We start from the raw sequence: 25,371 nt of genomic DNA, 5'->3' as shown, positions 1-25,371 counted from the left end.
GAGAAGTGAATGTCGGACGTCCTCTCGCGACGCGACCTGGATTTTCTGCTGTACGAATGGTTGGACGTGGCGGCACTGACTGCTCGACCTCGGTTCGCAGAGCACTCGAAGGAGACCTTCGACGCGGTCCTCGATCTCAGCGCGGATATCGCCCGCAAGCACTTCGCGCCGCACAACAAGAAGGCGGACGCGCAGGAGCCGACGATGAACGCGGACGGTTCGGTGGAGCTGATACCGGAAGTGAAGGCAGCGCTCGATGTCTATGCGTCGGCGGGTTTGATCGCCGGGCAGTTCGACGAGTCGATCGGCGGCATGCAACTGCCAGCGACTGTCTCCCGGGCAGCGATGGCGTTCTTCCAGGCCGCCAACGCCGGGACCTCCTCGTACCCGTTTCTCACCATGGCCAACGCCAACCTGATCGCGACGTACGGCACGCCGGATCAGGTGCGAGATTACGTCCGTCCGATGCTGGACGGGCGCTGGTTCGGCACCATGTGTTTGTCGGAACCGCAGGCCGGCTCGTCACTGGCCGACATCACGACCAAAGCAGTACCGCAGGACGACGGTAGCTTCCGAATCACCGGCACCAAGATGTGGATTTCGGGTGGAGATCACGAACTGACCGAGAACATCGTTCACCTGGTGCTCGCCAAGACGCCGGGCGGACCGCCGGGGGTCAAGGGAATCTCCCTGTTCATCGTTCCCAAATTCCTTCCCGATGGCAACGGGGGTACGGGCGAGCGCAACGACATCGTGCTCACCGGACTCAATCACAAGATGGGCAACCGCGGCACCACGAACACGCTGCTGGCGTTCGGCGACGGAACCCACTCTCCCGGTGGGCAACCCGGAGCGGTCGGCTTCCTCGTCGCCGAGGAGAACCGCGGATTGTCGTACATGTTCCACATGATGAACGAAGCGCGGATCGGCGTCGGATTCCTTGCGATAGCCCTCGGCTACGTCGGCTACCTGAAGTCGGTGGAGTATGCGAAGACCCGTACGCAGGGCCGACCACTCGGCGCCAAGGATCCGGCTGCACCTGCGGTCGCGCTGATCGAACACGCCGACGTTCGGCGAATGTTGTTGGCGCAGAAGTCCTACGTCGAAGGGGCGCTGGCGCTCGGACTCTACTGTTCGCGCCTGGTCGATCATCAGGACTCTGCGTCCGACGACGCCGAAGCAGCACGATCGACGTTGCTGCTCGACGTACTGACGCCGATCGCCAAGAGCTGGCCGTCGCAGTGGTGCCTCGAAGCCAACAGTCTGGCCATTCAGGTGCACGGCGGCTACGGATACACCCGCGACTACGACGTCGAACAGCACTACCGCGACAATCGACTCAACCCGATTCACGAAGGCACACACGGTATTCAAGGTCTGGATCTGCTCGGACGGAAGGTGATCATGCAGGGCGGCGCTGGATTGGCTCTGCTGGCCGAACACATCGGGCAGACAGTCGATCGTGCGCACTCGGGAGGCGGTGACGCTGCTCGTTACGCGGACGAACTACACGCACGCGTCGGCAGAATCGTCGAGGTCACCGCTGCGGTGTGGGGCACCGGCGATGCCGCTGTGGCACTGGCGAATTCCACGGCGTACCTGGAGGCGATGGGGCACACGGTCATCGCCTGGATGTGGCTCGAGCAGTTGCTGGCCGTCGGCACGAAGACCGGAGACTTCTACGACGGAAAGCGTTCCGCAGCTAAATACTTCTACGTCTACGAATTGCCGAAGGTGGACGTCCAACTCGACCTGTTGGCGAAGCTGGACCGCACCACCCTCGATATGTCGCCCGCTTGGTTCTGATCAACAGTCACAAGGAGATTCACACATATGTCGATCTTGGACAAATTCCGCCTGGACGGTCGCGTCGTCATCGTCACCGGTGCATCCTCCGGACTGGGCGTGGCCTTCGCCAAAGCAGCCGCCGAGGCGGGAGCGGATGTGGTGCTCGCCGCACGGAGAGTGGACAAGTTGGCGCAGACCGCCGAGTTGATCGACAGCGTCGGAGGGCGCTCGATCACGGTCGCCACCGACGTGGTCGACCCGGATCAGTGCACCGCGATGGTCGAGTCCGCGATGGCGGAGTTCGGGAAGGTGGACGTGCTGATCAACAACGCCGGAGTCGGCACGGCCTATCCGGCAACTCGTGAGACGCCCGAGCAGTTCCGCTCGGTGATCGACATCAACCTGAACGGTTCGTACTGGGCAGCTCAGGCCTGTGGACGGGTGATGGCACCCGGCAGTTCGATCGTGAACATCTCGAGCATTCTGGGGCTGACGACGGCGGGCCTACCGCAGGCGGCCTACAGCGCCAGCAAAGCGGCCATCGTCGGCCTCACCCGCGATCTCGCACAGCAGTGGGGCGCACGTAAAGGCATCAGGGTCAACGCGATTGCGCCAGGATTCTTCCAGAGCGAGATGACGGACTCGTACCGGCCTGGATACCTCGACTCGATGGCTCCGCGAATGATCCTCGGACGCAAGGGTGATCCAGAGGAGCTGGCCGCAACCGCGATCTGGCTCGCCTCGGACGCCGGGGGATACGTGACGGGTCAGACCATCGCGGTCGACGGCGGGATCACGATCACCTGACCGCCGCTACGACGTTGCCGTCACCGCGATCCCTTCGCGGATCAGTCTGCGCGCAACCACGCATGCGTCCTCGGTGTCGAGGCCCGGCATCGAATCGAGGCGGCACGGAGCGCCCTTCATCAGGCTCTCGATCGCGTCGGCGCACTGAGACGGCAGCGTGATCGTTTTGTTCCTGAGCACCATCGATACGCCGTCGTTCGTGTGCGAGATCCGCGCGAAGATGCCGGGCCGCAATCGAATCGAGTTGTCGCCCCGCAGCGCACCCATCGCTGCGACGCTCGCCAGTGGACGGACCGGTTCCGGTCTGACGAGGTCGTCGTGACGATCTGCGACGCGTTCGGCGAGACGACGTACCGCGTCGGGGTCTCGGTCGATCTCGTCGAGCGCGGCGCGCATGGCGTCCACAACTCGGTGTACATGCGGGACGATGGACTCCGGGTCGGAGTGGTCGAGGCCGGCAGGGAGGGGAGCACGCAGACTCTCGACGTCGCCGAGCGCCTTCAGCACGTGGTGGGCGAGGTCGTAGTCGTTGTACGACGCGACGCCGATGGTCAAGTGCACGGAGGTGTCGCCGAGCGCTTGCGCAGAATGGATCCACCCGCGCGGCAGATAGAGCACGTCGCCGGGCTCGAGGACGACGTCCAGTTCGGGAGTGTTCGATGCATGGTCTTCGACGGCCGACCGTCGATCCGACCACGGTTGATTGTTGAGCGGATGCACGTGCACCGGCGAGTGAATGCTCCACCGCTTGGTCCCCGCGATCTGGACGACGAACACATCGTGCACGTCGTAGTGCGGTGAGAAGCCCTGGGACGCAGCCGGTGTGACGTACGAGTTCACCTGCACCGGATGACCCAGCTCGCGAACGAGATCGCCGACGAAATGAATCAGCGGTGGCCACAGCCGGTGGAGGCCCTGCAGAACCAGTGTGTTCCCGGCAGCGAACGCAGCCAGCACCGCACCCGAATCCACCTGATCGGTCACCTCTGCTCCGAACCCGCCGGAGGCCGTGAACTGCGCTTTGTCCAGCAGACGGCCGTCCTTGGCCATCCGCACGAACGGGGTACGCACACCGCGTTCGGCTATCAGCTCGTCCACTGCGTCGAGTGTCATCAGATCGTCGAACGACCCCGGCAGTGCGGCGGATCGGGTGAGTTTGGGTGCGACTCCCCAGAACCGGTCTGCGAACTCCCCGAAGTCGGTACCGGTGAGACGACCGAGCGCGGACCGGTTTCCCGATCCGCGCTCGCCGCTCGGCTCAGTGCTCAAGCGGTGCCGTCCGCACCGCCGTCGTGCCCATTGGGGTTGGATCCGCCGTCGGCCGGGCCCTCGCCCGCACCGGCGGGGCCGTCTGCTCCGCCGTCGTGTCCGCCAGGATTGGATCCACCGTCGGCCGGCCCTTCACCGGCTCCGGCGGGGCCGTCTGCTCCGCCGTCATGACCACCGGGGTTCGATCCGCCGTCTGCGGGTCCTTCGCCTGCGGCTCCGCCCGTGGTGGTGGTGATGTCGTCGTCGTTGATGCTCATCGAAGTCCTTCCGGTCGTAACGGTTCGTGTACCCGCGCAGCGCGAGAACACCGGGGGTATTGACGCAAACTCTGCTTCTCAAACAGCGGTCGCGCCGTGAATCTCAGGCAGAGTCGTCGGCGATCTCGGGCGCGTTCTCCCGCGTCGCCATCCCGCCTCCGCCGCCGCCGTCGACGGGCCCTGGTCGGCCGCCCTTCGGCGTGTCCGAGGTCTTCTCGGACTCGGTCGGGTTCTCGTTGTCGGTGTTGTCGTCGCGTCCCATGGTTCGACAGTAGACCGCCGCCAAGGCCGTGGGACCATGGAACGATGGATCGATCCCGAGCGCAGCACGTGGTGCTGCTCGACGACGAAGGCCGTGCCGTCGGCACACACGACAAGACCACCGTTCACACGCTGGACACGCCACTTCACCTGGCATTTTCCAGCTACGTGGTCAGAGCGGACGGCGCTGTTCTTCTCACGCGTAGGGCGTCGAGCAAGACAACGTGGCCCGGGGTGCTGACCAACACGTGTTGTGGCCACCCGGCTCCGGGAGAGAAGCTCGACGATGCCGTACTGCGCCGGATCGGTGAAGAACTCGGCCTTCGTGCGGAATCCGCCGAGTTGGTACTGCCGCACTTCCGGTACCGGGCCGTCATGGACAACGGAATAGTCGAGAACGAGATATGTCCGGTGTACCGAGTGCAAGTCGACGAGCACGCGACACTCGATCCGGATCCGGCCGAGGTGGACGAGACTCGGTGGGTGTCGTGGCGTGAGTTCTCCACAGGGGTGCTCGGCGGCACGATCGATGTATCACCTTGGTGCCGAACGCAGGTGGAGCAGTTGGCCGCTCTGGCCGACGAGCCACTCGGCTGGCCTGCGTCGCCGGACGACCTGCTACCACCCGCCGCCCGGCCCGCCGATACCCGCTGATCTCGTCGGGCCTCTAGGGTTCGTACTGTGACTGACGACGATTCGGGTAGGCCGAACGAGGACCTGCTCGATCGGGCGTCCATCGCGCGCGAACTCGGCCGTTTCTCTCATCGCACCGCCGAATCCGGCGGACTGCGCGCCGCTGCCGTCGCCGTTGCGGTCGGTGGACCGCCGGGGGACAGGCGCATGCTCTTGACGAGGCGGCCGGATCGGTTGCGCGCGCATCCGGGCCAGTACGCGTTGCCCGGCGGCGGGGTGGACCCGGGCGAATCCACGATGCAGGCCTGTTTGCGGGAACTGGCCGAGGAGTTGGGGATTCGAGCCGAGGAGACCGACGTTCTCGGAAGGTTGGACGACTACGTCACTCGATCCGGGTATGTCATCACTCCGTTCGTGGTGTGGGTCGGCGATTACTCGTCCACGTTGTTGCCCAGTGAGGACGAGGTGGCCGAAGTGTTCGAGGTGACGGTCGACGAACTCGACGTCGACGCCCAGTTCGTGTCGATTCCGGAATCGACGCGTCCGGTCATTCGCTGGCCGTACCGAACCGGGGCCATCCACGCTCCGACCGGTGCGATCGTCCACCAGTTTCGTGAGGTGGCGCTGCACGGTCGACACACCCGAGTCGCGGACTTCGAGCAGCCGGTGTTCGCGTGGCGCTAACGTGGCCGCAGGCCCGGTGCGCACACCGCGGCGAGCAGGACGACAAGGAGGTGATCGCCGATGACGAACGACCGTGAGCTCGAGGTATCGGATCGCATCGCGACCATTCCCAACCTGCTCAGCGCAATCCGTCTGTTGGGCGTTCCGCTGTTCCTCTACCTGATGCTGGGCCCCGAGGCCGATGGGTGGGCGTTGGTGATACTGCTCGTCAGCGGTGGAACCGATTGGCTCGACGGCAAATTGGCTCGCATGCTCGGCCAGGCATCGAAGCTCGGTGCCATTCTCGATCCGCTGGTCGACCGGCTCTACGTCGTCAGCACTCTGGTGGCGTTCGTTCTGCGCGGCATCATTCCCTGGTGGGTTGCGGCCATACTCATCGGGCGCGACGCCGTGCTCGGATTGACGATGTTCGTCTACCGCCGCAGGTCTCTTCCGCCTCCGGACGTCATCTATCTCGGTAAGGCCGCCACGTTCGTGGTGATGATCGCGCTGCCGGTCCTGCTGGTATCGGCCGGCAGCAATTCGGTGGCGGACGCCGCGGGACCGCTCGGATACGCGTTGCTGATCTGGGGCACGGCGCTGTACACCTGGACCGGTCTGCTGTATCTCGGCAAAGCGATCGCCGTCGCCAGGGCAATCGATCCGACTGTTGCCGGCACCTGACGGTGGAGCCCGCGGAACGACCAGGGCGGTCGAGTTCACAGGTCAGGAGGAATCCGGTCCCGTCGTTGTTGACGTCGTTGCTGACCGACCATCTGGACCCGGGATACGACGCCGCGGCCGCCGAACGTACTGCGCAGCACACCCGCAAGCCGCGGGTTCCTGCGGCGTTCTGGTTGTTGGGGGGTGCCGTCGTCGTCGGGGTGATCTTCGGCATCGCGTTCTCGCAACTGGCGTCCGGTGCAGCCGATGTCGACCGTGCGGGTGCCGATGCGTCGGCTGCTGTTCGAGCCGCGCAGGATCGCAGCGCCGATTTGGAAGTGACGCAGCAGGCCCTGGCCGAAGAAGTGTCCTCGGAGCGTGAGAGAGCCCTTCGGTCCGATGTCTCGGGCAGTGCGCTGCTGGAACGGTTGAGTGCTGTCGAGTCCGCTGCTGGCATCGATCGGGTGTCCGGACCTGGGCTCTCGGTCGTCGTCACCGAACCGGTTGTCGAGGACGACACGTCGGATCGGTCGGTTCGCCGGGGTTCGGGCGCAGCCGTGCTCGATCGGGACATCGCTGCGATCGTCAATTCGTTGTGGGCGAGCGGGGCGGAGGCGGTATCGGTGGACGGTGTTCGAGTCGGACCGAACGTCACCATCCGGCAGGCGGGTGGGGCGATGCTGCTGGACAATCGCCCGATCGACTCACCGTACGAGATCGACGCGATCGGGCCGCCGCAGCGTATTCAGGTCCAGTTCGTCGTCAGCGACGCCTATCTGCGGATGAGTACGGTGGCGCAGTTGTACGGCGTCGGATTCACGGTGCGCCCGGCCACCGATCTCGAACTCGGTCCCGCTGCTGTGAGAGAGTCGTTCGAGGCAGAGGAGGCAGGCCCACGATGACGGAGCACGATCCACCGAATGCCGTACCGGCCGAGTCCGAGGCGCAGGGGCCGTCGGATGCGCCGATCACTCCGACCCACGGTATCTATGCCCTCGCAGCGATCGCCGCACTGGTGGTCGGCGTCGTCATCGGGACGGTCGCGGGTCCTCAGGTTCCCGCTGTGGTTGCGCCGTATCTGCCGATCGCCGTCGTCGCGGCCATCGACGCAGTGTTCGGTGGTGTACGGGCTTTCCTCGACGGAATCTTCGACGCCAAGGTGTTCGTGATTTCGTTCGTGTTCAACGTCCTGGTCGCGGCCTTGATCGTGTGGCTCGGTGACCAGCTCGGAGTGGGAACTCAGCTGTCCACGGCAATCGTCGTCGTCCTCGGAATTCGTATCTTCGGCAATGCTGCCGCCCTACGCCGACGTCTGTTCGGTGCCTAGACCATGACGGCAGGCGGCGGTCGACACGGATGGCGTGCGCGGCGTCCCGAGGCAGAAGGGCGAAGGCGCGGAGCGGTATTCGGCTTTCTGGCGCTCGCGCTGCTGTGCGTCCTGGGAATCGGCCTCGCAACGCAGGTACGAGAGACGAGCACGACCGATGGCCTGGAGAACTCCCGGCCCGAGGACCTTCTGGTCGTCCTGGACACCCTGACCCGACGCGAGGCGTCCATCCGGGACGAGATCGGCACCCTGCAGGCCACCTTGGCGACACTGCGTCAGTCCGGTTCGGGATCGGAGGCAGCAGTGGCGGAAGCGCAGGAGCGACTGTCCGCGTTGTCGATTCAAGTCGGCACCGTCGCGGCCCAGGGGCCGGGGGTGACACTGGTGATCGAGGACCCCAATTCGGGCGTCGGATCGGACGTGCTGCTCGACGCGATGCAGGAGTTGCGCGCGGCCGGTGCCGAAGCACTCCAGCTCGAGGGCGGCGGCAATGCCGTGCGCATCGGTGTCGACTCGTGGATCGCCGGTTCTGCGGGTCGGGTGGTGGTCGACGGGCGAGAACTGCGTGCCCCGTACACCTTCACTGCCATCGGAGACCCGCCGACTCTCGCATCGGCACTGAACATTCCCGGCGGGGTCGTGGACACGGTGACTCGCAACGGTGCAACGACGAACATCGCGCAGTCGGACCAGGTCACGGTGTCCGCCTTGCGGGACCCGCGCCCGCGTCAATACGCTCAGCCCGGAAACTGACCGCCTGGTTGCCCCGGGCCACGATCGAAGGGAATGCCGCGTTGAGCGACATCGACACACCAGCTGATCTGTACTACACCCCCGAGCACGAGTGGGTGCAGCGCACGGGGCCTGCAACGGTGCGGATCGGTATCACCGATTTCGCGCAGTCGCAGTTGGGCGACGTGGTGTTCGTTCAGCTTCCCTCCATCGGCGACGCCGTCACCGCGGGCGAGTCTCTCGGCGAGGTCGAATCCACCAAGAGTGTCTCCGACGTGTTCAGCCCTCTGACCGCGAAAGTGGTTGCCGTGAACCAGGATCTGGACGGCGAGCCGGAGAAGGTGAATTCGGGCCCCTACACCGGAGGCTGGCTGATCGACCTCGAGGTTTCGACACCGGAGGAGTTGGACGCGGCACTGGCGCAGATGCTCGATGCCGCCGGATATGCTCTCATCACGGCCGAGTGATCGGCCGGCTGTCGACACCGGCCAACAGGCCACACGGCCCCCGCCGCGCAGGGTACGGTCGACACCGAGCGAATACCCTGTCGGGGCGAAGGTCCAGCAAGCTGTACGACGCTACGCACCACCGAACGCCAAGCAACACCCGATGTGAAGACCATGTACTGCGTTACCCGCGGCGATCGCTGCCTCGGGTGAACGGACTGAGAAGGAGTAACGGTGAGCCAGAACGACAACGACAGCAACTACGGGGAGTCACCGGCAGAGACCACCTCGGTCTTCCGCGCAGATTTCCTGCAGGAGCTGGACAACTCCGCGGCCACCCAGAGCACCGAAGCTCCGGTATCGGGTGTCGAGGGGTTGCCTGTCGGTGCCGCGCTGCTCGTCGTCAAGCGGGGACCCAACGCCGGGTCACGGTTCTTGCTCGACCAGCCGACCACTTCGGCCGGTCGGCACCCCGACAGTGACATCTTCCTCGACGATGTCACCGTCAGCCGTCGGCACGCCGAGTTCCGGCAGGACGAGGACGACTTCCAGGTCGTGGACGTCGGCAGCCTCAACGGCACGTACGTCAACCGGGAGCCGGTCGACTCGGCCGTGCTGGCAAACGGTGACGAGGTCCAGATCGGCAAGTTCCGGCTGGTGTTCCTCACCGGACCGCGCGGTGGCAACGGATCTCAGGTCGGCGACACGTCTGCGGGTGCAGGAAGCCAGTGACCGCCGTCGGGCAGCAGTCCAACGGGGGGATGTCGATTGGCTCCGTCCTCGATCGACTTCGGCCCGACTTTCCTGATGTCACCATCTCGAAGATCAGATTCCTCGAAGCCGAGGGTCTGATTTCGCCGGAGCGCACACCCTCGGGGTACCGACGGTTCTCCATCGCGGACTGCGAGCGTCTGCGCTTCGTACTGACCGCGCAGCGCGATCAGTACCTGCCGCTCAAGGTCATCAAGGAACAGCTCGAAGCCATCGACCACGGGGTCGCCACCGTGGAACGGGCCGACGCGACGGTCAAGCGCCCGCGGTCGCTCACGGTCGCTGCCGGTGAGGTGTCGCCCGAGGAGTTCCTGCCCGATCGAGAGGTTCGTATCGCCAAGGCAGACCTCCTCGCTCAGGCGGGGATCGACGATGCGTTTCTGACCGAGCTGCTGCGAGCCGGTTTGATCACTCCCGGGCAGGCCGGTTTCTACGACGACGGAGCGGTGACGCTCGCCCGAACCGCACACGCGATGTTGCAGTTCGGTCTCGAAGTGCGCCACCTTCGAGCGTTCAAGCTCGCGGCGGACCGCGAAGCCGGGTTGGTTGCGCAGATCGCCGGACCCGTTGCCAAGGGCCGAGACGCCGGTGCGCGCGATCGCGCGGAGGAAATGATCCGTGAGTTGGCCGCACTGTCCTTGACCTTGCACACCTGTCTCGTCAAAGCGGCGGTGCGCGGTGCGCTCGACCGGTGACGCGCTCTCGTGTCGTTTCGAATTCCAATAGACTGGGCTGAGCCGGTCTTCAGCGCAGTCCGGATTTCTCGAGTTGAGAGGCAGACACGATGAGTGAGATGCGTGTGGTCGGTATTCGTGTCGAACAACCGCAGAACCAGCCCGTGTTGCTGTTGCGTGAGGCCGACGGCGACCGGTACCTCCCGATCTGGATCGGTCAAACAGAGGCTGCTGCAATCGCTTTGGAGCAGCAGGGCGTCCAACCTGCTCGGCCCCTCACCCACGATCTCGTCAAGGACTTGATCTCGGCACTGGGGCACCAGCTCAAGGAGGTGCGCATCGTCGATCTGCAGGAGGGCACCTTCTACGCCGATCTCGTGTTCGACAAGGACATCAGAGTCTCCGCTCGGCCGTCGGATTCGGTTGCCATCGCACTTCGGGCCGGGGTGCCGATCTTCGCCGAGGAGCCCGTGTTGGCCGAAGCCGGGTTGATCATGCCCGACGAGCGCGAGGACGAGGTCGAGAAGTTCAAGGAGTTCCTCGAATCCGTGTCTCCCGACGACTTCAAAGCCACCGACGGGTAACAGAAGAGTCTCAACCTCAACTTTAGGTTCAGGTTTACGGCGCGTTGCGTTGAATCTGCACGATCGTCCCCATAACGTTCGTGCCAGTGAAGTTCATCGCCGCTGCTGGTCCGATCCGGTGCAGTTCACGCCTCTTCGACAGCTGCCGAGGCGTACTCTGGCCTGGTACACGGTATGACTTCACGCGAGTACACCGAGACATCTCCAGTGTCTCGGACGGATCGCAGTACTGACTCGATCCGAACGCAGTGAGACATCCGAGAGGGAGCAGTCAGTGGGAGATCAGCCGCAGCAGCATCACGGCAGTCGAGAGTCCGCAGCCGCAGGCCGGACCGAGGACACGCCCGTCGGTGCCGATGCTCGGGTCGACACCTCCGACCAGGCGTCGAACGCCCGAATCGAAGCGCCCCAGGACATTCAACCGGGATTGTTCCCCGACGACTCCGTGCCCGACGAACTCGTGGGCTACCGCGTGCCGAGTGCCTGCCAGATCGCCGGCATCACGTACCGCCAGCTCGATTACTGGGCCCGCACCGGGCTGGTCGTGCCATCCATCCGCGGCGCAGCGGGGTCGGGAAGCCAGCGGCTGTACTCGTTCAAGGACATGCTCGTCCTCAAGATCGTCAAGCGCCTGCTCGATACCGGGATCTCGCTGCAGAACATCCGCGTCGCCGTCGACCACCTTCGCCAGCGCGGTGTGGGCGACCTCGCCAACATCACGCTGTTCTCGGACGGCACCACCGTGTACGAGTGCACGTCGGCAGAAGAAGTGGTCGACCTCCTCCAAGGCGGGCAGGGCGTGTTCGGTATCGCCGTGAACGGCGCGATGCGCGAGCTCACCGGCACCATCGCCGACTTCCCGGCCGAACGAGCCGACGGCGGTGAAAGCCAGTCGAGCCCCGAGGACGAGCTGGCGTCGCGCCGCAAGAATCGCGCGAGCCGCAAGACCGGCTAGACTTTCCTCGTCGCGCCCGCGCGGGAGAGTTCCGAGGCACCCAGTCTCGGACGCCGAAGGAGCAACACCTCCCCGTCAATCTCTCAGGCACACGGACCGTGTGGGCTTCGACAACTCTGGAAAGTGGTGGGAGCACCCACCCGCCCAAGGGGAAAGGTGCCGGCGCGCTTGTCTGGCGCGCCGTGTCCGACCGAATCTCTCAGGCGCGCGCGTCAGCGGGCACACGACAGAGGGGGAGGAGCGGCCGGAGCGCATGCCTCGGTCGTCCGACGCCTCGTCTTTCCGGCACCTGGGAGCACATCGTGACCGACCGAACCGCCTCGTCCGCACACACTTTTGTCGACCGCCACATCGGCCCCGACGCCACCGAGTTGGTCCGCATCCTCGACACGATCGGCGTCGACAGTCTCGACGAGCTGGCCCGCAAGGCCGTTCCGTCGTCCATCCTCGACACCGTGGTCGACGGCGTTCCCGAGGGCATGGCAACACTGCCGCCTGCCCTGAGCGAGCACGAGGTACTCGCCGAACTGGCCGAGCTCGCCGGGCAGAACACCGTGGCGACGTCGATGATCGGCCTCGGGTACTACGACACGTTGACCCCGCCGGTGCTGACCCGGGGAATTCTGGAGAATCCGGCCTGGTACACCGCGTACACGCCGTATCAGCCCGAAATCAGCCAGGGGCGGCTGGAAGCACTGCTGAACTTCCAGACCATGGTCGCCGACCTCACCGGCATGGACGTGGCGAATGCGTCGATGCTCGACGAGTCGACGGCCGCCGCCGAATCCATGACCTTGATGCGGCGCGCGAACAGAGCTTCCAAGTCCCCTCGGCTACTGGTCGATTCCGACATCTTTCCGCAGACCGAGGCCGTATTGGCCACTCGCGCCGAGCCGTTGGGGATCGAACTGGTCTACGCCGATCTGGCCGACGGCCTGCCCGACGGGGAATTTTTTGGTGTGCTGGCGCAGCTGCCGGGAGCATCGGGCCGTCTGGTCGATCACACGGCGACGATCGAGGCCGCGCACGAACGTGGCGCGTTGGTTGCCGTGGGAGTGGACCTGCTGGCCGCCACCGTGGTGACTCCGCCCGGTGAGATCGGCGCGGACGTCTGCTTCGGAACCACCCAGCGGTTCGGTGTCCCGATGGGATACGGCGGACCGCACGCCGGCTACCTCGCAGTGCGGTCAGGTCATTCCCGTCAGCTACCCGGCCGACTGGTCGGGGTCTCGCTCGACGCGGACGGCCACCGCGCCTACCGTCTGGCGCTGCAGACCCGCGAGCAGCACATCCGCCGCGAGAAGGCGACCTCCAACATCTGTACCGCTCAGGTCCTGCTGGCCATCGTCGCCGCGATGTACGCCAGCTACCACGGCGCAGACGGATTGCGGGCCATAGCGACTCGGGTGAATGTGCATGCTCGAAACGTGGCCGCAGGTCTGCGAGAGGCAGGCATCGACGTGGTGCACTCGGAATTCTTCGACACCGTCCTCGCGTCGATCCCGGGCAGGGCCGAGGCCGTCGTCGACGATGCCAAGCAACGCGGCATCAATCTGCGGTTGGTCGACGCCGACCACGTCGCCGTAGCGTGCGACGAGGCGACGACACCCGAGCACATCGCGAACGCACTCGCAGCGTTCGGTGCAGAAACCGCCGGTGCCGGAGCCGAGTCGTTGCCGGCGAACATGACGCGCACCTCGGAATACCTCACGCACCCGGCATTCACCCGGTACCGGACCGAGACGGCCATGCTGCGCTACCTGCGCGCGTTGTCCGACAAGGACATCGCTCTCGATCGCAGCATGATTCCACTCGGTTCGTGCACGATGAAGCTGAACGCAACCGCGGAGATGGAGTCCATCACCTGGCCGCAGTTCGCCCGTCAGCACCCCTTCGCTCCGTCCTCGGACGTGCCCGGTCTCCTGAGGGTGATCGCCGACCTGGAACGGTGGCTGGTGGACATCACCGGCTACGACGCGGTCAGCCTGCAGCCGAATGCCGGCAGCCAAGGCGAATACGCGGGACTGCTCGCCATACGTCGCTACCACCTCGGCAACGGCGACGCCGAACGCACCGTCTGCCTGATCCCGTCGAGTGCCCACGGCACCAACGCAGCCTCGGCGGTGATGGTGGGTATGCGCGTCGTCGTCGTGGCCTGCCGTCCCAACGGTGACGTCGACGTCGACGACCTGCGCGCCAAGATCGCCGAGCACGCCGACACCCTCGCCGCGATCATGATCACCTATCCCTCGACCCACGGCGTGTACGAGCACGAGATCTCCGAGATCTGTGCAGCGGTCCACGACGCAGGCGGTCAGGTGTACGTCGACGGTGCCAACCTCAACGCCCTCGTCGGTCTGGCGCGCCCCGGCCGATTCGGCGGCGACGTCAGCCACCTGAACCTGCACAAGACATTCTGCATCCCACACGGAGGCGGCGGGCCCGGTGTGGGACCGATCGGTGTGCGGTCGCATCTGCAGCCGTACCTGCCGGGGCATCCACTGGCCCCACAGCTCGGTTCGGGACCGACTGTGTCCGGTGCCCCGTACGGCAGTGCCTCGATCCTGACGATCACCTGGGCCTACATCGCGATGATGGGTGCGACGGGACTTCGGCAGGCGACGTTGACTGCCATCGCGTCGGCCAACTACATCGCCCGCCGCCTCGACGAGTACTTCCCGGTTCTGTACACCGGCGACAACGGCATGGTCGCCCACGAGTGCATTCTCGATCTGCGAGGGTTGACCAAGGACACCGGAGTCACTGTCGACGACGTTGCGAAAAGATTGGCGGACTACGGTTTCCACGCGCCCACGATGAGCTTCCCGGTGCCCGGAACACTGATGGTCGAGCCGACCGAGAGCGAGAACCTCGAGGAGATCGACGCGTTCTGCGACGCGATGATCGCCATCAGGGGAGAGATCGATCGCGTCGGATCGGGCGAATGGACCGTCGAGGACAACCCACTTCGAGGCGCACCGCACACCGCTCGGAGCCTGGCCGTCGAATGGGATCACCCGTATTCACGGGAACTCGCTGCTTACCCCGCGGGCTACGACCGTCCGAAGGTATGGCCCGCGGTGCGACGCATCGACGGTGCACACGGTGATCGCAACCTGGTGTGCTCGTGCCCACCGATCGAGGCGTTCGCCTGAGCCTGGAACAGAGCCCGCCACGTCGACGTGGCGGGCTCTGTTCTACCCGTGTCGGAGGCTTCAGCCCCGGGTGAGTTCGAGCATCGCGATCTCGGGCGGAGCGGCGACGCGAACCGGTGGACCCCACGCGCCCGCACCCCTGGTGGTGTACAGCGTGGTGTTGCCGATCGTGTCCAGCCCTTCGACACTCGGCTGCTGGAGCGGCACCAGGTACCGAATCGGCCAGATCTGACCCCCATGCGTGTGCCCGGACACCTGCATGTCGACTCCGAAGTCGGACGCCTCCACCGCCTGCAACGGCTGATGCGCCATCAACAATACGAATCGATCCGGGTCGATCCCGTCCAATGCCGCGGCGAGATCGGGTTCGTACGGTGCCGGTGCGGTGGCGTCGTTGATGCCGGCGATATCGATCGCGGCGTCACCACGAGTGATCGTCGTGCGCTCGTTGCGTAGAACGTCGATGCCGAGCGTGGACCAGAAGTCGAGCCATTCGCCGCCGTCACCCGCATAGAACTCGTGGTTGCCGCTGACGGCGAACACACCGAGCGGGGCGTCGAGGTCGCGGAGCGGCTCCAGGTCTTCTCCCACCAGAGCAACCGTGCCGTCGATGAGATCGCCGTCGAGCAGCACGACATCAGGATTTCGAGCGTTGATCGAATCGACGACCTTCCGTACGAACCCCGCACCGCGGGAGGGGCCCGCGTGCAGGTCCGATACCAATGCCACTCGGACGCCGTCGAATTCGGCCGGTAGCCTGTCGAGCGCAACGGCGGTGTTCGTCACCCGCGGAGTTGCCGCCTCGACGAGTCCGTACCCCACTGCGACCACGCTGACGAGTGACACCGCCGCTGAGCCGATCCTCGACACACGCAGTCGAGCCGTGGACGAATCGCGATGCCGCGCCGCGAAAACCACTCTCACGACGGTGCAGATCACGGCCACCAGTACGGTTCCCAGGAACAGGTACAGCACCACGGCGAGCCACGTGAGCCCGACGAACGCGGGGCCCCGTGCCCAGGACGGATCGAATGCGACGCCGCTGCCGAAGCCGATCACCGCACACAGCCACAACAGCGCCAGCACAGCATCGACAGCCCTCTTGGGACGTGTCGGCATTCCGGTGACGGAAAGGAATCGCCAGTGTAGGAACAGGGTGACGAGGAGCAAGAAGACACCGACGAAAATTACGCGAGACATGTTCTAGTACAACAACTTTCCGAGTAGATCGAAGAAATCCGGAGAATCCGACGTCGGCACGGTCGTCGCGGTGCCGCCCGTCCGGGCCGAGATGTCGGTGAACGCGGTCGCGTCGGTGTTGTCGCCGATCATCACCACGTTCACTGCGACCGGACGTTCGGCATCGGATGCCGAGTTCAGGTCGGTGAGCAGGTCTTGGGTGGACAGCGATGGGTCGTCGTTGGGACCGTCGGTGATCAGCACCACGGAATTGACGCGTCCGGGGACGAACCCGGCCACGGCATCGCGATAGGCGGCCAGCAACGACCGGGCGGAATACGACGCGGATTCCGGTGTCAACGCCGCTGCACCGGAATTCAGCGCGTCGCGCCTGGAAGCCGCCGCGACCTGAGCCGCCATCGGGCCGGTCGGAACGTCGACGCGATAGGGGAGCGAGTCGTCCAGATCCTCGCTGAAGCTCCACAGGCCCAGCTCGGTGGAATCGGGTACTCGCTGGAACTGCTCGCCGAGGGCGCGAACCGTGTTCTGCAGCCGAGTCGCACTGCCCTCGCTCGTGCCCATCGACTCGGACACGTCGAGCAATACGGTGGCTCGACGCGGCAGGACCGGATTTCGCAGCACGTCCAGCAGCGCGTCGGCAACCGGTCCGGAGGGAGCAGCGACGGTGCCGGAGTTCTGTGTTTCGCCGACGCCGAAGCCCGCATCCGTGAGCAGCTGCGCGCCGTCCGGCTGGCGGACGAAAGCGACGAATGCGGCGGCCGCCCTGGTCGAGGTCTCGTCGCCCGAGAGTACGGCCGCGGGATGATCGGCAACGGGAGTGAAGCCCTGAGGTCGAACGGCGGTCAACGTCGACGAATCGGTCGACGCCAGTTGCTGTTCGGTGACCGGAACAGCGTGGACGGGGGCGTCGGGGCCGGGCGAACTCTCCAGGGCGGCGAGTGAGTCGTAGGTTGTGGATGCAGACGTTGCGGAGGCTCCGGTGTCGGTGACGGCAAGCTCCGACACGGCCGAGACCAGTTCTCTCGACGAGACCTGGTCGACGGTCAGTGCAGTGGCCGGATCGCCGCGTACCCCGGCAGCGATGGCGGCGAGCGCGAGTGTGGTTGCGCCGGCATCGGATCCGGTCGGCAGTGCGAGACGGAGTGCGCCCCACTCGCCGAGGCCGAGCGCCTGTGGGTCGCGTTGCAGGCGGACCAGGTCGGCCCAACTCACCGACGTGAGAGAGTCGGCCAGGGCGGACGGCACCGCGAGTACCACCGGACTCGCCGCGAGTGGCCGCGGGGTGCCGTCGAGGGCTCCTCGGTCGGTCACGGCCGCGACGTCGCCCGACGATTGAGGTATCCACAGGCCCGGCCGAGCGCCGAGTGCTCCGACGTCCCAGTTGTCGATACCGGCGTTCAAGGCCATCCGGACGGCATCGGAGGCCGTGGCTCGAACCTGCACCGTCACACAGTGATCACGGACCACCGGTGCGGTGTCGTTGAACCGAGCAGCCAATTGTTCGACCGGCCCGGAGATGTCGGGATCGGCGGCGACAGTGAGCACCGCCGATCCCTCCACACAGGTGTCGGCAGCTTCGACCCCTTGATCGAGGATTCGATCCCGCAGTTGAAACCATCCGAACACGGCCGCAGCGAGCACCGCGATCGTGATCACGACGATCACGGGTCCGGCGGCTATCGAACGCCCGCGCCCTGTGTTCCGATGTTCACCCACGTGATCGACAAGTCCGTCAGGCGTTGACGGCCTTGTACTCCCGTCGGCGACGATGCAGGATCGGCTCGGTGTAGCCGTTGGGCTGGCTGGTGCCCTGGAAGATCAGGTCGCTGGCAGCCTGGAAAGCGATGTTGGTGTCGAAGTCGGGAGCCAACGGCTTGTACGTCGGATCGGATTCGTTCTGACGGTCCACCACCGGGGCCATCCGCTTCAGCGACTCGCGCACCTGATCTTCGGTGACGATGCCGTGGCGCAGCCAGTTCGCGATGAATTGACTCGAAATGCGCAGCGTCGCACGGTCTTCCATGAGTGCGATGTCGTTGATGTCGGGAACCTTCGAGCAGCCGACGCCGTGGTCGATCCACCGCACGACGTAGCCCAGGATCGACTGCGAGTTGTTGTCGAGTTCGTTCTGCTTCTCCTCGTCGGTCCAGTCGGTGGACGGTGCGAGAGGAATTTCGAGAATGTCGTCGACGGTGGCGCGCTTGGCCTGTGCGATTTCGTGCTGACGGGCGAAGACATCGACCTTGTGGTAGTGCAGGGCGTGCAAGGTCGCAGCGGTGGGCGAGGGAACCCACGCCGTGTTGGCCCCGGCCTTGGGGTGGCCGATCTTCTGCTCGAGCATGTCGTGCATCAGATCGGGCATGGCCCACATACCCTTACCGATCTGCGCCTTGCCCTCGAGGCCTGCGGCGAGACCGGTGTCGACGTTGAAATCCTCGTAGGCGGCAATCCACTTCTCGCCCTTCATTGCTCCCTTGCGTACGACGGGACCTGCCTCCATCGAGGTGTGGATCTCGTCGCCGGTGCGGTCGAGGAAGCCGGTGTTGATGAACACGACTCGTTCGGACGCAGCCTGGATGCACGCCTTGAGGTTGACCGTCGTGCGGCGTTCCTCGTCCATGATGCCGACCTTGAGCGTGTTGGCCGGCAGGGAGAGAACCTGCTCGACACGGCCGAACAGCTCCGCGGTGAACGCGACCTCGTCCGGTCCGTGCATCTTGGGCTTGACGATGTACAGCGAACCGGTGCGCGAGTTCGACAGCACATTGTCCGAGGTCAGCGAGTGCATGCCGGCGAGCGAGGTGAACAGAGCATCGAGAATTCCCTCGGGCACCTCGTTGCCGTCGGCATCGAGGATCGCATCCGAGGTCATCAGGTGACCGACGTTGCGGACGAACAGCAGCGAGCGACCGTGCAGCGTCAGTTCCGAACCGTCGACCGAGGTGTACGTGCGGTCCTTGTTCATCGCACGGGTGAAGGTCTTGCCTCCCTTGGAGACTTCCTCGGTCAGATCGCCCTTCATCAGACCGAGCCAGTTGCGATACCCCAGAACCTTGTCGTCTGCGTCGACGGCCGCGACGGAGTCCTCGAAGTCCATGATGGTGGTGACAGCGGACTCGAGCAGGACGTCCTTGACGCCTGCCCCGTCGGTCTCGCCGATCGGGCTCTCGGGATCGATCTGGATCTCGAAGTGCAAGCCGTTGTGCACGAACAGGATTGCCGACGGTGCGTCCGGGGTGCCCTGGTAGCCGAGCAGCTGTGCCGGATCTTTCAGCCCGACCGTGCTGCCGTCGGCGAGGGTCACCGTAAGCGAGGCGGCATCGACGACGTATCCGGTGGTACCGACGTGCGAGCCGGAGCTCAGGGGCAGCGCCTCGTCCAGGAAGTTCCGCGCGAAGGCGATGACCTTGTCGCCACGGACCCTGTTGTAGCTGGTGCCCTTTTCGGCACCGTCGGTCTCGGGGATGGCGTCGGTTCCGTAGAGAGCGTCGTACAGCGAGCCCCACCGTGCGTTGGACGCGTTGATCGCGAACCTGGCATTGAGGACCGGCACCACCAGCTGCGGGCCTGCGGTCGTGGTGATCTCGGTGTCCACACCGGACGTGCTGATCTGGAAGTCTGCCGGCTCGTCGAGCAGGTAGCCGATCTCCTTCAGGAATGCCTTGTAGGCGGCGCGATCGTAGTTCGGGCCCGCGTGTTCGCCGTGCCAGGCGTCGACCTTGCCCTGGATCTCGTCGCGGACCGCCAGCAGTGCCTTGTTCTTGGGAGCGAGATCGGCGATCACCGACGCGGCACCGGCCCAGAAGGCATCGGACTCTACGTCGGTACCCGGCAGCGCCTCCTTCTCGACGAAATCGAATAGGACCTTGGCGACCTGAAGTCCACCAGCCTGCACACGATCGGTCATGAATTCCTCACTCTTTCCGGTCACGGACACCGGTGACCGGTGTCCCCACGACAACGCTGTCGATGTTACTCGGCGGTAGGTCCGACGCCGAACTCGCCGCCGACCAGTAAATTCTGGCATCGAGCGATCAACGCCGAGCGCAGAGGTGCCGCTTCGCTCGACAGTTCTCCCTGCGCGCGCACGTATTCGGCTCGTCCGGCCGGTGTCTCGATCCGAATGGGTTCGAGATCGAAGCCGCTCAGGTCGTACGGACTCGCGCGCATGTCGATCGTTCGCGCGTGCAGGGCCAGCTCGAAGCAATCGGTGAGAAACTCGGAATCGATCAGTGGCCCCAGCTTGTAGCACCACTTGTAGAGATCCATCGAGGCATGAATACAACCGGGTTGCTCGGATGTCAGACGCGACTCCGGTGACAGCGGGAGAGCGTTGCGCGGCGCTGCATCGGGGGTGAAGAACCGGAAGGCGTCGTAGTGGGTGCAGCGCAACGTCATCGAATCGACCACGGCGTCGGTTCCCTCGTGCCCCAGGCGCAGTGGCACCTGCTCGTGCCGCTGTGCCGAGGTGCCCCCGCGGTAGACCATCGCCCACTCGTGCAGTCCGAAACAGCCGAGCACCGGTTGCCTGTCTCGGGTTGCGGCGAGCAGGCCGAGGGTGAATTCGATGCTCGATCGTCGACGCTCCACCAGATCCGACCGCACCCGAAAGCCCGGTCCGTCGTCGGTGTCGACCTCCTCGTAGGACGCGAACGCCGCGAAATCCTGCGCGCGATCACCGGTGAGGACGACGCCGTGACCTGGATTCCATCGACGCAGCTGACCCGGGCGGTGGCTGTAGTAGGTGAACAGGAAATCGAGTACCGGATGCACGCCGCCGTGGCCCCGGTCCGTCAGATAGTCACCGACGAGGTCCTCCACCCGTGCCGCGTGCGCGGCACGGCGGGAGGTCCACTGTCCTTCGCTCATCGTCGAGTCGGGCATTCACACGTTCCGTGGGGGAGCGGCCGCAGACTTGAAGCTGGACGACGATTGACCCGGACGCGGACCGGCCACCCGGTGCGTGCCGTCCCGAACCGTTCCGACGAACTCCTCGACCAGGTCCTCGAGCGCGACGATGCCGACCGTGGCACCCGTCGCGTCGTGCACGGCACCGAGATGGCTGCTGGCCCGACGCAACTTGGTCAGTGCGTCGTCGAGCACGGTGTCGATGGAGACCACCGGTAGTGCTCGCACGTCGCTGCGCGGAATGACCGTGTCCGGTCCTGCCGATTCGTCGGCCATGGCTTCGAGTACGTCCTTCAGATGCAGGTAGCCCACGAGTGCCCCCGAGGCGTCGCGGACCGGATAACGAGAGAATCCCGTTTCGATGACGGCGCGTTCGACGGAGCCCAGTGTGGGTCCGAGGGTGTGCTCGGGTCCGGACAACTCGATGCTGCGAACCTGGTGAGAGGGAATCAGGACCTCGGCCACGGTCCGTCCGGACGTCTCGAGGGCTTGCCGCAGTCGTCGATGCTCCTCGGCATCGATCAGCCCCTCGGATCGTGATTCGCCGATCATCTGCGACAACTCGACCGCAGACACCGAGGAACTCAGCTCGTCCTTGGGTTCGATCCGCAGCAGCCGAAGGGTCAGGTTGGCGCACATGTTGTAGAACGAGATCAGCGGCAGTGCCACCTTGATGAACAGCAGATGGATGGGCACCAGAACCATGGCAGTGCTCTCCGGACCCGCGATGGCGATGTTCTTGGGCACCATCTCGCCGATGAGAATGTGCAGAACGACCACGAGCGTCAACGCGATGGCGAAGGCGATCGGGTGCAGGAAGGACTCGGGAATACCGACTGCCTCGAGCGGCACCTCGATCAAGTGTGCCACCGCAGGCTCCGCCACGCGTCCGAGAAGAATCGAGCAGATCGTGATGCCGAGCTGGGCCGCCGCAAGCATCTGCGACAGGTTCTGACCGGCCTCGATGACGCTCTGCGCACGCTTCTTGCCCTGCGCGAGTAAGGCTTCGAGGCGGTCCCTCCGGGCCGAGATCAGGGCGAACTCGGCCCCGACGAAGAATGCGTTGCCGGCGAGCAACAGGACGGCTAGACCGACGCCGAGGAGATCACCCATCGATCTCACCCTCCGACCTCATCCGAGCCACCGCAGCCGCGTCGACGGGCAGAAGAACCACCCGGTCGATGCGGCGGCCGTCCATCCGAAGCACCCGGGCCACCCAGCCGCCGTCTCGTTCGAGTGGATCCTCGTTCGCCGGGGAAGGCAACAGAACTGCATCCCCCTCGGTCGGAATACGACCCAACTCCGTCAGCACGAGACCGCCGATGGTTTCGTACTCGCCCTCGGGTGCCGAATACCCCGTGGCCGACGCGACCTCGTCGATACGCAGCAGCCCTGCACAGTCCCATCCGTCGCCCGATCTGGAGACATCGAGTTCCGGCTCGTCGTGTTCGTCGCGCACGTCACCGACGATCTCTTCGATGAGATCCTCCATGGTGACCATGCCCGCGGTGCCGCCGTACTCGTCGACGACGAGCGCGACCTGCATACCGTCGGCGCGTACCCGCTCCATCACTGCGTCGCCGTCGAGACTGGACGGTACGACGGGAACGTCGCGGGCCAGGGATTCGACCGTCGTCGACCGTCGGTGCGCCCCGGCGACGGTGAACGCGTGCTTGATGTGAACGACGCCGACGGTGTCGTCCAGGTCGCCGTCGACCACCGGAAAACGTGAGAAGCCGGTCCGCGCAGCCGTTTCGATCAGATCGGCCACGGTCGCGTCGGTGGCGAGTGTTTCTATCTTCACTCGCGGCGTCATCAGTTCCTCGGCCGTGCGATCGCCGAACTGCAACGACCGGTCCACCAGTCGGGCGGTGTTCTCGTCGATCGACCCCTGCCGCGCCGACGTGCGGACCAGCGAACCCAGCTCCTGCGGCGACCGAGCGGATCTCAGTTCCTCCGCCGGTTCGATTCCGAGCCGGCGCACCAGCCAGTTCGCCGAGCCGTTGAGTCCGTTGATGGCCCACTTGAACACCAGTGAGAACCCGGCCATCGCACCGGCGGTGACGCGAGCGGTCGACATCGGTTTAGCGATGGCGATGTTCTTGGGAACCAGCTCACCGAAGATCATCGAGAACGAGGTCGCCAGGATCAGCGCCACTGCGAGCGAGATGCCGGCGGCGAGGGTCTCGGATGCGCCCAGTGCGTCGGCCACCGGCCGAATGAAACCGGCCAGCACCGGTTCGGCGAGATAACCGGTGATCAGCGTGGTGATGGTGATGCCGAGTTGGGCACCGGACAGCTGAAACGACAGAGTCTTGTGGGCGTGCAGAACTTGGCGTGAGCGGAGGTCACCGTTGTCGGCCTGTGACTCGACCGCACTGCGTTCGAGGGCAGTGAGGGAGAACTCGGCCGCGACGAACAGCGCGGTGCCGGCCGTCAAGGCCACGAAACCGAGCAGGCTGGCGATGGTGATGAGAAGTTCCACGCGTCAACTCCGCCTGAGCCGAGGCCGTCGAAGCTGAGACAGGAGCATTGCGCCGCCGGAGTGCACGTGGCTGCCGAAATCGTGTTCGCCGGGTTTCTCTCCCGGCTCGATAGAGGATCCCTCCGAAGTGGAACCGTCGTCGTGTTGTTCTGCGGTTGCCGTGACGGCAACCGAGATAGTGGGTGCCTCGGGCACCTGATTCCCTTCTGTCGGTTCGCGTTGCGGTCCATGTTCATGGGAAGCCGACGTCAGGCCACACGCCGAGAATCGATTGCTCGAATTGTCGACGAGTGACGAGCGCGAACAACTGTGTCTGCTGTAGGCGAGAGTCTAACCGTGTCCGATCGTCACCACCCGGAGGGCAGGGGCCGCCCCTCGGCGAATCCGGCGGCGGACTGGACTCCCAGAACGGCTCGTTCGGCCAACTCCGGGAGCGAACGGGCTCCCGCGTACGTACAGGTACTGCGAACTCCGGCGCAGATGTGATCGATCAGATCCTCGACACCCGGCCGATCGGGATCGAGGCGCATCCGCGAACTGGAAATGCCCTCCTCGAACAAGGCTTTCCGGGCCCGGTCGAACGCGCCGTCGGTGGCGGTGCGGGCGGCAACGGCTCGCTTGGACGCCATGCCGAAGCTCTCCTTGTACCGATTGCCGGATGCGTCGACTCGCAGGTCGCCGGGCGACTCGTAGGTGCCGGCGAACCACGAGCCGATCATGACGTTCGCAGCACCGGCGGCCAGCGCGAGAGCAACGTCACGGGGATGGCGCACACCGCCGTCGGCCCACACCGAAGCCCCGAGTTCGGCTGCCGCAGCCGAACAATCGGCCACAGCCGAGAACTGGGGGCGTCCGACGCCGGTCATCATTCGCGTCGTGCACATCGCGCCCGGTCCTACGCCGACCTTGACGATGTCCGCGCCGGCCTGCACCAGATCGCGTGTCCCCTGGGCGGACACCACGTTGCCGGCCGCCAGGGGAACGCCGAGATCGAGAGAGCGCACAGCAGCGAGGGCTTCGAGCATCTTCTGCTGATGGCCGTGCGCGGTGTCCATGACGAGCACATCGGCACCGGCCTCGACCAGTGCGGTCGCCTTCTCCGCCACATTGCCGTTGATACCGACGGCGGCAGCGATGCGCAGGCGTCCCGACGCGTCGACCGCGGGCGCGTAGATACCGGTCCGAACGGCACCGGTCCTGGTCACGACACCGGCCAGGGAGCCGTCGTTCTCGACGACAACGGCGAGATGGGCATGTGCCGCTTCCATCAGCTCGAAGACTTCCTGGGGCGACGCATGGCGAGGAGCGCGCACGAAATCGGCCGACGCCACGGAACTGAGTCGAGCGAATCGGTCGACGTCGGCACAGGCGCTCTCGGTCACCACTCCGATCGGCTTGCCGTGTTCGACGATCACGACCGACCCGTGTGCGCGCTTGTGCACCAGCGCCAAGGCGTCGGACACGGACGCATTGGGGCCGAGGACGACAGGTGTGTCCGCGATCAGGTCACGGCTCTTGACGAATGCGACGGTCTCGGCGACGGCCTCGGTGGGCAGGTCCTGCGGGATCACGGCGATCGCTCCGCGACGTGCGACGGTCTCTGCCATCCGCCGTCCCGACACCGCGGTCATGTTCGACACGACGATCGGGATGGTGGTGCCCGAACCGTCGACCGTGCTCAGGTCGACGTCGAACCTGGACGTGACGTCGGTTCGGTTGGGGACGAGGAAGACGTCGTCGTAGGTGAGATCGTAGGGCGGAAGGTGACCATCGAGGAACTGCACGTTGATCGA

At 65.4% G+C, this 25,371-nt stretch carries 24 protein-coding genes and 1 riboswitch; of the genes, 14 read left to right on the top strand and 10 right to left on the bottom strand.

Going from position 1 to position 25,371, the window contains the following annotated elements; genetic code table 11:
* Positions 1-9 precede the first annotated feature (9 nt).
* Positions 10-1,806: an acyl-CoA dehydrogenase gene (locus tag CH274_RS09440; protein WP_094657199.1), complete on the top strand. Its 1,797-nt coding sequence runs from the start codon at positions 10-12 to the stop codon at positions 1,804-1,806.
* A gap of 27 nt (positions 1,807-1,833) precedes the next feature.
* Positions 1,834-2,595 carry an SDR family NAD(P)-dependent oxidoreductase gene (locus CH274_RS09435; RefSeq protein ID WP_032398146.1) on the top strand — a complete coding sequence of 254 codons (762 nt, stop codon included), beginning with the start codon at positions 1,834-1,836 and terminating at the stop codon, positions 2,593-2,595.
* A gap of 6 nt (positions 2,596-2,601) precedes the next feature.
* Here the strand turns inward: CH274_RS09435 and CH274_RS09430 are convergent, their stop codons facing one another.
* The 3 genes from CH274_RS09430 to CH274_RS29130 all read right to left on the bottom strand — a co-directional run bounded on the left by CH274_RS09430 (position 2,602) and on the right by CH274_RS29130 (position 4,383).
* Positions 2,602-3,864, bottom strand: coding sequence for a cupin domain-containing protein (locus CH274_RS09430; protein ID WP_094657198.1), 1,263 nt, complete (start codon positions 3,862-3,864; stop codon positions 2,602-2,604).
* Positions 3,861-4,121 carry a BatC protein gene (locus CH274_RS09425; RefSeq protein WP_094657197.1) on the bottom strand — a complete coding sequence of 87 codons (261 nt, stop codon included), beginning with the start codon at positions 4,119-4,121 and terminating at the stop codon, positions 3,861-3,863. The genes CH274_RS09430 and CH274_RS09425 overlap by 4 nt, the downstream gene beginning before the upstream one ends.
* A gap of 103 nt (positions 4,122-4,224) precedes the next feature.
* Positions 4,225-4,383, bottom strand: a complete 159-nt coding sequence (locus CH274_RS29130) for a hypothetical protein (protein ID WP_179275676.1) — start codon at positions 4,381-4,383, stop codon at positions 4,225-4,227.
* A 44-nt stretch (positions 4,384-4,427) separates the two neighbouring features.
* Between CH274_RS29130 and idi the strand changes: the two genes are divergently transcribed.
* The 12 genes from idi (at position 4,428) to gcvP (ending at position 14,985) form a co-directional block, all read left to right on the top strand.
* Complete coding sequence (gene idi / locus CH274_RS09420) at positions 4,428-5,036, top strand: isopentenyl-diphosphate Delta-isomerase (protein WP_094657196.1); 609 nt, start codon at positions 4,428-4,430, stop codon at positions 5,034-5,036.
* 27 nt (positions 5,037-5,063) lie between these two features.
* On the top strand, positions 5,064-5,699 hold the full coding sequence (locus CH274_RS09415) for an NUDIX hydrolase (protein WP_094638040.1): 636 nt from the start codon (positions 5,064-5,066) through the stop codon (positions 5,697-5,699).
* A 60-nt stretch (positions 5,700-5,759) separates the two neighbouring features.
* The gene (locus tag CH274_RS09410; protein WP_094629433.1) at positions 5,760-6,362 is read left to right on the top strand and encodes a CDP-alcohol phosphatidyltransferase family protein; all 603 of its coding nucleotides are present in this window, start codon (positions 5,760-5,762) and stop codon (positions 6,360-6,362) included.
* A 65-nt stretch (positions 6,363-6,427) separates the two neighbouring features.
* Complete coding sequence (locus CH274_RS09405; RefSeq protein ID WP_254923954.1) at positions 6,428-7,243, top strand: DUF881 domain-containing protein; 816 nt, start codon at positions 6,428-6,430, stop codon at positions 7,241-7,243.
* Positions 7,240-7,668, top strand: coding sequence for a small basic family protein (locus CH274_RS09400; protein ID WP_094657195.1), 429 nt, complete (start codon positions 7,240-7,242; stop codon positions 7,666-7,668). Before CH274_RS09405 ends, CH274_RS09400 begins: the two co-directional genes overlap by 4 nt.
* 3 nt (positions 7,669-7,671) lie before the next feature.
* Entirely contained in the window at positions 7,672-8,421 is a 750-nt protein-coding gene (locus tag CH274_RS09395) for a DUF881 domain-containing protein (protein ID WP_094657194.1), read from the top strand.
* A gap of 41 nt (positions 8,422-8,462) precedes the next feature.
* The gene (gene gcvH, locus CH274_RS09390; RefSeq protein ID WP_032398139.1) at positions 8,463-8,867 is read left to right on the top strand and encodes a glycine cleavage system protein GcvH; all 405 of its coding nucleotides are present in this window, start codon (positions 8,463-8,465) and stop codon (positions 8,865-8,867) included.
* Positions 8,868-9,080: 213 nt separating this feature from the next.
* Positions 9,081-9,578 (top strand): oxoglutarate dehydrogenase inhibitor Odhl, encoded by a 498-nt coding sequence (gene odhI, locus CH274_RS09385; RefSeq protein ID WP_032398138.1) that lies wholly within the window; start codon positions 9,081-9,083, stop codon positions 9,576-9,578.
* Positions 9,575-10,312: a transcriptional regulator FtsR gene (gene ftsR / locus CH274_RS09380; protein WP_032398137.1), complete on the top strand. Its 738-nt coding sequence runs from the start codon at positions 9,575-9,577 to the stop codon at positions 10,310-10,312. The genes odhI and ftsR overlap by 4 nt, the downstream gene beginning before the upstream one ends.
* Positions 10,313-10,401: 89 nt before the next feature.
* Positions 10,402-10,875: a bifunctional nuclease family protein gene (locus CH274_RS09375; RefSeq protein WP_045195099.1), complete on the top strand. Its 474-nt coding sequence runs from the start codon at positions 10,402-10,404 to the stop codon at positions 10,873-10,875.
* A gap of 397 nt (positions 10,876-11,272) precedes the next feature.
* On the top strand, positions 11,273-11,830 hold the full coding sequence (locus tag CH274_RS09370; RefSeq protein WP_052050517.1) for a MerR family transcriptional regulator: 558 nt from the start codon (positions 11,273-11,275) through the stop codon (positions 11,828-11,830).
* A gap of 11 nt (positions 11,831-11,841) precedes the next feature.
* Positions 11,842-11,939: riboswitch (glycine riboswitch) on the top strand.
* A 193-nt stretch (positions 11,940-12,132) separates the two neighbouring features.
* A complete protein-coding gene (gcvP, locus tag CH274_RS09365; protein WP_094657193.1) occupies positions 12,133-14,985 on the top strand; it encodes an aminomethyl-transferring glycine dehydrogenase in 2,853 nt (950 codons plus the stop codon).
* A gap of 60 nt (positions 14,986-15,045) precedes the next feature.
* Here the strand turns inward: gcvP and CH274_RS09360 are convergent, their stop codons facing one another.
* The 7 genes from CH274_RS09360 to CH274_RS09325 all read right to left on the bottom strand — a co-directional run bounded on the left by CH274_RS09360 (position 15,046) and on the right by CH274_RS09325 (position 25,362).
* Positions 15,046-16,185, bottom strand: a complete 1,140-nt coding sequence (locus CH274_RS09360) for a metallophosphoesterase (RefSeq protein WP_094657192.1) — start codon at positions 16,183-16,185, stop codon at positions 15,046-15,048.
* Positions 16,186-16,188: 3 nt separating this feature from the next.
* On the bottom strand, positions 16,189-17,850 hold the full coding sequence (locus tag CH274_RS09355; RefSeq protein WP_256993510.1) for a substrate-binding and VWA domain-containing protein: 1,662 nt from the start codon (positions 17,848-17,850) through the stop codon (positions 16,189-16,191).
* A 67-nt stretch (positions 17,851-17,917) separates the two neighbouring features.
* Positions 17,918-20,092 (bottom strand): malate synthase G, encoded by a 2,175-nt coding sequence (locus tag CH274_RS09350; protein ID WP_094647995.1) that lies wholly within the window; start codon positions 20,090-20,092, stop codon positions 17,918-17,920.
* Positions 20,093-20,157: 65 nt separating this feature from the next.
* Entirely contained in the window at positions 20,158-21,069 is a 912-nt protein-coding gene (locus CH274_RS09345; protein WP_094657190.1) for a 3-methyladenine DNA glycosylase, read from the bottom strand.
* Positions 21,070-22,206 carry a hemolysin family protein gene (locus tag CH274_RS09340; protein ID WP_094657189.1) on the bottom strand — a complete coding sequence of 379 codons (1,137 nt, stop codon included), beginning with the start codon at positions 22,204-22,206 and terminating at the stop codon, positions 21,070-21,072.
* Positions 22,199-23,578 carry a hemolysin family protein gene (locus CH274_RS09335; protein ID WP_032398130.1) on the bottom strand — a complete coding sequence of 460 codons (1,380 nt, stop codon included), beginning with the start codon at positions 23,576-23,578 and terminating at the stop codon, positions 22,199-22,201. Before CH274_RS09335 ends, CH274_RS09340 begins: the two co-directional genes overlap by 8 nt.
* A gap of 347 nt (positions 23,579-23,925) precedes the next feature.
* Complete coding sequence (locus CH274_RS09325) at positions 23,926-25,362, bottom strand: GuaB1 family IMP dehydrogenase-related protein (RefSeq protein ID WP_032398129.1); 1,437 nt, start codon at positions 25,360-25,362, stop codon at positions 23,926-23,928.
* Positions 25,363-25,371: the final 9 nt, after the last annotated feature.

Source organism: Rhodococcus sp. 06-418-5, assembly GCF_002258285.1.
Lineage (GTDB): Bacteria > Actinomycetota > Actinomycetes > Mycobacteriales > Mycobacteriaceae > Rhodococcoides.
Note: the sequence above shows the minus strand (reverse complement) of the source record. Positions and strands in the feature narration are given on the sequence as shown.

What these genes read in the sequence shown, in the direction of transcription:
- CH274_RS09440 (WP_094657199.1), top strand. Translation starts at nt 10, where the DNA reads ATGTCGGACGTCCTCTCGCGACGCGACCTGGATTTTCTGCTGTACGAA.
- CH274_RS09435 (WP_032398146.1), top strand. Translation starts at nt 1,834, where the DNA reads ATGTCGATCTTGGACAAATTCCGCCTGGACGGTCGCGTCGTCATCGTC.
- CH274_RS09425 (WP_094657197.1), bottom strand. Translation starts at nt 4,121, where the DNA reads ATGAGCATCAACGACGACGACATCACCACCACCACGGGCGGAGCCGCA.
- CH274_RS29130 (WP_179275676.1), bottom strand. Translation starts at nt 4,383, where the DNA reads ATGGGACGCGACGACAACACCGACAACGAGAACCCGACCGAGTCCGAG.
- idi (WP_094657196.1), top strand. Translation starts at nt 4,428, where the DNA reads ATGGATCGATCCCGAGCGCAGCACGTGGTGCTGCTCGACGACGAAGGC.
- CH274_RS09410 (WP_094629433.1), top strand. Translation starts at nt 5,760, where the DNA reads ATGACGAACGACCGTGAGCTCGAGGTATCGGATCGCATCGCGACCATT.
- CH274_RS09400 (WP_094657195.1), top strand. Translation starts at nt 7,240, where the DNA reads ATGACGGAGCACGATCCACCGAATGCCGTACCGGCCGAGTCCGAGGCG.
- CH274_RS09395 (WP_094657194.1), top strand. Translation starts at nt 7,672, where the DNA reads ATGACGGCAGGCGGCGGTCGACACGGATGGCGTGCGCGGCGTCCCGAG.
- CH274_RS09375 (WP_045195099.1), top strand. Translation starts at nt 10,402, where the DNA reads ATGAGTGAGATGCGTGTGGTCGGTATTCGTGTCGAACAACCGCAGAAC.
- CH274_RS09360 (WP_094657192.1), bottom strand. Translation starts at nt 16,185, where the DNA reads ATGTCTCGCGTAATTTTCGTCGGTGTCTTCTTGCTCCTCGTCACCCTG.
- CH274_RS09350 (WP_094647995.1), bottom strand. Translation starts at nt 20,092, where the DNA reads ATGACCGATCGTGTGCAGGCTGGTGGACTTCAGGTCGCCAAGGTCCTA.
- CH274_RS09345 (WP_094657190.1), bottom strand. Translation starts at nt 21,069, where the DNA reads ATGCCCGACTCGACGATGAGCGAAGGACAGTGGACCTCCCGCCGTGCC.
- CH274_RS09340 (WP_094657189.1), bottom strand. Translation starts at nt 22,206, where the DNA reads ATGGGTGATCTCCTCGGCGTCGGTCTAGCCGTCCTGTTGCTCGCCGGC.